4 protein-coding genes are annotated in these 6,433 nt (G+C 64.0%); 3 read left to right on the top strand and 1 reads right to left on the bottom strand.

What is annotated here, in order from left to right:
- Positions 1-190: 190 nt before the first annotated feature.
- The 3 genes from GV368_RS10735 to GV368_RS10725 all read left to right on the top strand — a co-directional run bounded on the left by GV368_RS10735 (position 191) and on the right by GV368_RS10725 (position 3,784).
- Entirely contained in the window at positions 191-1,249 is a 1,059-nt protein-coding gene (locus GV368_RS10735) for an NAD(P)-dependent alcohol dehydrogenase (protein WP_206673406.1), read from the top strand.
- Positions 1,250-1,360: 111 nt separating this feature from the next.
- Positions 1,361-2,386, top strand: a complete 1,026-nt coding sequence (dmeF, locus tag GV368_RS10730) for a CDF family Co(II)/Ni(II) efflux transporter DmeF (RefSeq protein ID WP_206673405.1) — start codon at positions 1,361-1,363, stop codon at positions 2,384-2,386.
- 60 nt (positions 2,387-2,446) lie between these two features.
- Positions 2,447-3,784 carry an alanine/glycine:cation symporter family protein gene (locus GV368_RS10725; protein WP_169116518.1) on the top strand — a complete coding sequence of 446 codons (1,338 nt, stop codon included), beginning with the start codon at positions 2,447-2,449 and terminating at the stop codon, positions 3,782-3,784.
- A 44-nt stretch (positions 3,785-3,828) separates the two neighbouring features.
- On the opposite strand, the gene GV368_RS10720 is transcribed toward GV368_RS10725, so the two are convergent.
- Positions 3,829-6,258, bottom strand: a complete 2,430-nt coding sequence (locus GV368_RS10720; protein WP_169116517.1) for a sensor domain-containing diguanylate cyclase — start codon at positions 6,256-6,258, stop codon at positions 3,829-3,831.
- Positions 6,259-6,433 lie beyond the last annotated feature (175 nt).

Below are 6,433 nucleotides of genomic sequence, written 5' to 3'. Positions count from 1 at the left end.
CTTTTCATAAAAATTCCACGCAATCGTCCGGGACCTGACATATAGTGTAGAAAGGTTTTTTTGTCACGAAAAATGGGGGTGTTTTTTTGGTCTAATCGGTGTTTTCATGGTCGTGTCAAGATGAGGGTGCTATGCTGACGGAAGCGTGAGGCCGCATGGTGCCGCTTCACCGTCCTGCAAGGAGAACTCTATGAAGAAGACCATGAAAGCCGCCGTGTTCGTCGCGCCGGGGCGCATCGAGCTGCAGGAGCGTCCGATCCCCGAAATTGGGCCGACCGATGCGCTGCTGCGCGTCACGACCACGACGATCTGCGGCACCGACGTGCATATCCTCAAAGGGGAATACCCCGTGCGGTCCGGTCTCATCGTCGGTCATGAGCCGGTGGGCGTCATCGAGAAACTCGGCAGTGCCGTGACCGGCTACGAAGTCGGCCAACGCGTGATCGCTGGGGCGATCACGCCCTGCGGCCAGTGCAATAGCTGCCTCGATGGCCAATCGAGCCAATGCGGCCACAAACACATGGGTGGCTGGCAGCTGGGCAATACCATCGACGGCTGTCAGGCCGAATACGTGCGCATTCCCAACGCGCAGGCGAACCTCACGCTGATTCCCGACGGCCTCACGGACGAAGAAGTGCTGATGTGCCCCGATATCATGAGCACGGGTTTTTCTGGTGCCGAGAGAGGGCACGTGCGCATCGGCGACACGGTGGCGGTTTTCGCCCAGGGGCCGATCGGGCTTTGCGCCACGGCCGGAGCCAAGCTGATGGGGGCCACGAAGATCTTCGCCGTCGAGGCAGTACCGGCGCGCGCCGAGATCGCGCGTAAGCTCGGGGCCGACGTCGTGATCAACTTCAAGGAAGTCGATCCGGTACAGAAAATCATGGAGCTCACCAACGGACGCGGTGTCGATGTCGCCATCGAGGCGCTGGGCACGCAACAAACCTTCGAGGCCTGCTTGCGCGTGCTCAAACCCGGCGGGACGCTCTCGAGCTTGGGCGTGTATTCCGGCAAGCTGGAAATGCCGCTCGATGCCTTCGCGGCCGGCCTGGGCAACCACAAAATCGTCACCACCCTGTGTCCAGGCGGGAAAGAGCGCATGCGGCGCCTGATGGAAGTGGTCGCCAGCCGCCGCGTCGATCTCACGGCCCTCGTGACGCACCACTTCAAGCTCGACGACATCGTGGCTGCCTACGACCTCTTTGCCAATCAGCGCGATGGCGTGCTGAAGGTCGCGATCAAACCGTGACGTAACGCGAGGGGCCGGGGGCTTTTTTTGCCCCTTGCCCCCTTTGCGCTCTTCCCTTTCTCCGATCGATCCGGTGCTAGAATGAGAATCGTTCATGCACCGGATTTTTTCATGGCCTCGACCATGTCATCGCTCCCGCCTCTGGCTCCCTGGCAGCATCCCTTCGAAGTCGATCCTCATGCGCGGCAGCGCATGCGCCGCACCGCCTGGGTGGTGGTTCTCACGTTCGTGACCATGGTCTTCGAGATCGCCTTCGGCTATCTCACCGGCTCGATGGCGCTCACCGCCGACGGTTGGCACATGGGCTCGCACGTGGCTGCGCTGGGCGTGGCGGTGTTCGCCTATTACTATGCCGAGCGGCATGCCGCCAATCCGCGCTTCACCTTCGGCACGGGCAAGGTGAGCGCGCTCGGCGGCTACACCAGCGCGCTGCTGCTCGCCCTCGTTGCCCTGGGGTTAGTGTGGGAATCGGTCGGGCGGCTGCTCTCGCCGCAGCGGATCGCCTACGACGAGGCGCTCCTCGTGGCGGTGATCGGGCTTGCCGTCAACCTGGTGAGCGCACTCATTCTCGGCGCAGGGCATGAGCATGATCACGATCATGGGCATGCGCACGAGGGAAGGCATGCAACGGAGGCGGCGCACCATCACGATATGGCCGTCACCGCGAAGGGATTCGGGCATGCGCCGTCGGCGGATCCAAACTACCGCGGCGCCTTTCTGCACGTGTTGGCCGATGCCTTCACCTCGGTGCTGGCGATCGCCGCCTTGGCTGCCGGGAAGTGGGGAGGATGGGCCTGGTTCGATCCGCTGATCGGGCTGGTCGGTGCCACCGTGATCCTCTACTGGAGCGTAGGGCTCGCGCGCACGTCCATGCGCTCGCTGCTCGACGCGGAGGATTTCGGAGTGCTCGAGCACGAGATCGTCGATCGCTTGCAGCGCGACGGCCTCACGCGCGTCACCGACCTGCACGTGTGGCGCCTGGGGCCGCAGACCTATGCCTGCATCGTCACGCTCGATTCCCCACGGCCCGAAAGCGCCCAGCAGTACAAGGAGCGGCTCAAGGATCTTTCCGCCTTGAGCCACCTGACGATCGAGGTCAATCGCGCTCCGGATCGCGCTCGATCCGCGATCGATTAAAATAAATATCCATGATGGCCAAATTCATCGCTTCATTGATAACGAGAAAAAGGAGGCACCATGGACACCCTGAACCAATTGCTCTCCACCGTGGCCAACTTCGTCTGGGGCGTGCCGATGCTGGTGCTGCTGGTGGGCACGGGGTTGTATCTTACTGTCGTGCTGCGGGGCGTGCAGTTTCGCGCCTTGGGGCGTGCTTTTCGGTTGATTTTGCATAAGGAATCTGGTGCGGCGGGAGACATCAGCCACTTTGCCGCGCTCACCACGGCGCTTGCGGCGACCGTCGGCATCGGCAACATCGTCGGTGTGGCTACCGCCATCGCCATGGGCGGGCCGGGGGCGGTGTTCTGGATGTGGGTGACGGGACTAGTCGGGATGGCCACCAAGTATGCCGAGGCCGTGCTGGCGGTGAAATACCGCGAGCAGGGGGCGCTCGGCTACAAAGGCGGACCGATGTACTACCTCACCAACGGTCTGGGGCTACGCTGGCTCGGGGTGCTCTTCGCGATCTTCACCGTCATCGCCTCGTTTGGCATCGGCAACATGACCCAGGTCAATTCGGTGTCGCAACTGCTTGCTTCCACCGCGGGCGTTCCGACCTGGGTCTCGGGGGGCGTCATGCTCTTTCTCACCGCCTTGGTGATCCTCGGTGGAGTGAAGAGCATCGGACGCTTCACGGCCTGGCTCGTGCCTTTCATGATTTTCTTCTACTGCCTGGCGGCGATCGTCGTGCTCGTGCTGCAATGGGACCAACTATTGCCGGCGCTCGGGTTGATCTTCTATCACGCCTTCAACCCCTACTCGGCCGCTGGCGGTTTTGCCGGGGCAACGGTGGCGGCGGCGATGCGCTATGGCCTGGCGCGCGGCGTGTTTTCGAATGAATCGGGGCTCGGCTCTGCGCCGATCGCCGCGGCGGCGGCCAAGACCGACGATCCGGTGAAGCAGGCGCTGGTGTCGATGACCCAGACCTTCATCGACACCCTGGTGGTGTGCACCATGACGGCGCTGGTGATCTTGACGGCGCCGCACTGGCTCGAAGGCGGCTCTCCGGCGGATCTGACGATGCGCAGCTTCGCCCACAACCTCGGAAACGCGGGGGCCGGGGTGGTGATCCTCTCCACGGTGCTCTTCGCTTATTCCACCGTGCTTGGTTGGAGCTACTACGGAGAAAAGGCGTTCGAGTTCCTCTTCGGGCACAAGGCGATCCGCATTTACCGCACGGTGTTCGTGGCCGTGATCCTGGTGGGGGCGACGGTGAAGCTGGAACTCGTGTGGAATTTCTCGGACGTGGCCAACGGCTTGATGGCCTTGCCGAACCTGGTGGCGCTCGTGCTGCTCGCCCGGGTGGTGAAGGCTGAGACGGAGCGCTATTTCGGCCGGGAGGGCGGGTCGTCTTGAGCGATCAGAGCGAGGGCGCGCCGGGCCGATCGGGCCGGGGGCGCTCAGGCGACCACCACCCGGTTTCGCCCCTCTTGCTTTGCGAGATAGAGGGCGGCGTCGGCACGGACGAGCGCGGCTTCGGGCGTGGGGTCGTCGGGCAGCAGCTCGCTCACGCCGATGCTCACCGTCATGCGCAGTTCGGGGTGCATCGGCACGCGACAGTAGTTGGCGACGGCGCGACGGATCCGCTCGGCGAGCGCGAGCGCGCCGGCAAGATCGGTGTGGGGCAGGAGCACGGCGAATTCTTCGCCGCCGATGCGGGCGGGGAGATCATTGCCGCGCAAGGCGTTGCGTAGTATCGCGGCGAAAGTGCTCAGGACGGCATCGCCCACGGCGTGCCCGTAGCGGTCATTGACCGCCTTGAAATGGTCGAGGTCGAGCATCAGGATGGCGCAGCGATCGCCGTGGCGGACTATCCGTTCTCCTGCGTGTAGCAGGGCGGTAAAGAAACTGCGGCGATTGGCCAGGCTAGTGAGCGGATCGGTCTCGGCCTGGCGACGCAGGTCTTCCTGCATCTTCTTGAGCTCGGTGATGTCGGTGAAGACGGCCACGGCGCCATCCCCGGGGATGGGGGTGACGGTGAGCAGAACCGGGACCCAGTGGCCGTCGCGGTGGCGGAAATACTCTTCCTTGCAGGAAAACATCCGTCCTTCGCGGACGGCGCGCAGCACCGGGCAGGCGTCGCGCAAATACGGCGTCTCATCCGGCAGGCGATCGTGAAAGGTCTGATGGGCGTCCAGACCGATGACGTCCTCGGCGCGATAGCCGAGGATGCGTTCTGCCGCCGGGTTCCAGAAGGTGATCGTTCCTTCGGGATCGATGCCGAAAATGCCCTCACCCACGGCGTTGAGCAGCGTCCCGAGCGTTTGCGCCCGCTCGTCGGCGATCCTCGAGGCTTCCTGGGCGCGTCGGATCGCGCGCTTGTAGTCGGTGACGTCCATCACCAGACCGACGATATGGCGCACCGTACCATCTTTGTCTGTCAAAGGGGTGAGGGAAGCCGAGAACTCGCGCCAGCCGTGGGCGGTGGCCATCGCGGTGTCGGTGCGCAGAGTCCGTCCTTCCTCGAGGCAGCGGCGGAGATTTTTTTCCACGTGCTCGGCCGTCTGGGGCGGAAAAATATCCCGGGGGCGTGCGCCGATCCAGCGCTCCGGGGCAATGCCGAGCAGTTCATAGAGCCTGTTATTGCCCACTTGGAAGCGAAACCCTTCGGGGGTCACTTCGGCGACGTAGCAGATCTCCTGCAGGTTGTCGAGCACGGTGTGATAGAGGAGCTCCTGCTCGCGCAACCGGCGTTCGGCCTCGACGCGCGCGGTGACGTCGGCGATGAAGCCGTACCACAGGGTGGACCCGTCGGGCTGGCGCTCGGGGGTGGCTTCGCCTTCGGCCCAGACGACGTGCCCGTCGGGATGCACGTGCCGGTAGAGCAACCGCCAGGGCTCGAGCGTGGCGACGGAATGGTCGGAGGTCTCCATCATGGCCGCCTGGTCTTCGGGATGCACCGAAGCGAAGAAAGGCGTGGCGTCTTCGCGGACTGCTTCGGGGTCGACGCCGCAGATACGGCGCATCCCTTCGCTCGCGTAGGGAAAGGACATGTGATCGTCCGGGGTGCGCTTGAAGACGTAGATCACCCCGGGGAGATGGCGGGCGAGCTTGTCGAGCAGCGACCGTTGTTCGGCTTCGCGGCTGACGTCGAGCAGGGCACCGCTGAGCAAACGCGGTTCGCCCCGTTCGTCGCGCACCACCGTGACCTTGTCTTCCACCCAGACGTAGTGGCCGTCGGCATGGCGCAGGCGATAGCGGCGCAACAGCGTGTCCTCCGGCCAGCGGTGGAAGTCGAGGGTGCGTTCCACCGCCTCGCGATCTTCGGGGTGGATGCGCTCCAGCCACCAGCAAGGATCGGAGAGGAGTTCCGCCGGGACGTTTCCCAGGAGATCGCGGACGTTGTCGCTGACGAAAATGGGTTGAGTGGCTCCCGTGGCTGGGACCACGTAGAGCACGGCGGGGCTCGCGCGCAGGAACCCATCCAGGCGTGCGTGTTCTTCGTCCAGCGCTTCTCGGGTCCGCCGCAGTTCGGTGACGTCGCGCTGAAAGGAGACGAGTACGGTCTGACCTCTTTCCTCGAGCGTGATCGGCTGGATGATCTCGTCGGCCCAGTAGAGGGAACCGTCCTTGCGTCGGTTGAGGATGTCGTGGCGCCAGCGCTCGCCGGAGAGTACCGTCTGCCAGAGGGTGCGGTAGAACTCGAGGGACATGTGGCCGGACTTGAGCAGGCGCGGCGTCTTGCCCACGATCTCGTCGCGCGTGTAGCCGGTGAGCGCCGTGAACGCGGGGTTCACGTCGAGCACCATGCCGTTCGTGTCGGCGATGAGAATGGCGTCGGGCGAGTGGGCGAACAGAGGGCCAGCGAGTAGGTCGGGGGTCGTGCGCATGGGGGCGGGCTGGGAAGTGCCTCTCCAAAAAGTCATCATGACAAACTCGACCCACCCGGGCGTGGCGGTCGCGTGGTGTTCATCCTCGGATCATGGTGCCGCGCAGATTTGCGGCGGCTTTTCTTTTTTCTATTTCCTGAATCCGTGGGAAACCTGTCCCCGATCAATTGCAACC

This window comes from Tepidiphilus baoligensis (genome assembly GCF_012911495.1).
Taxonomy (GTDB): Bacteria; Pseudomonadota; Gammaproteobacteria; order Burkholderiales; family Rhodocyclaceae; genus Tepidiphilus; species Tepidiphilus olei.
The sequence above is the reverse complement of the archived record's forward strand: the minus strand, read 5'-3'. Positions and strand labels throughout refer to the sequence as shown.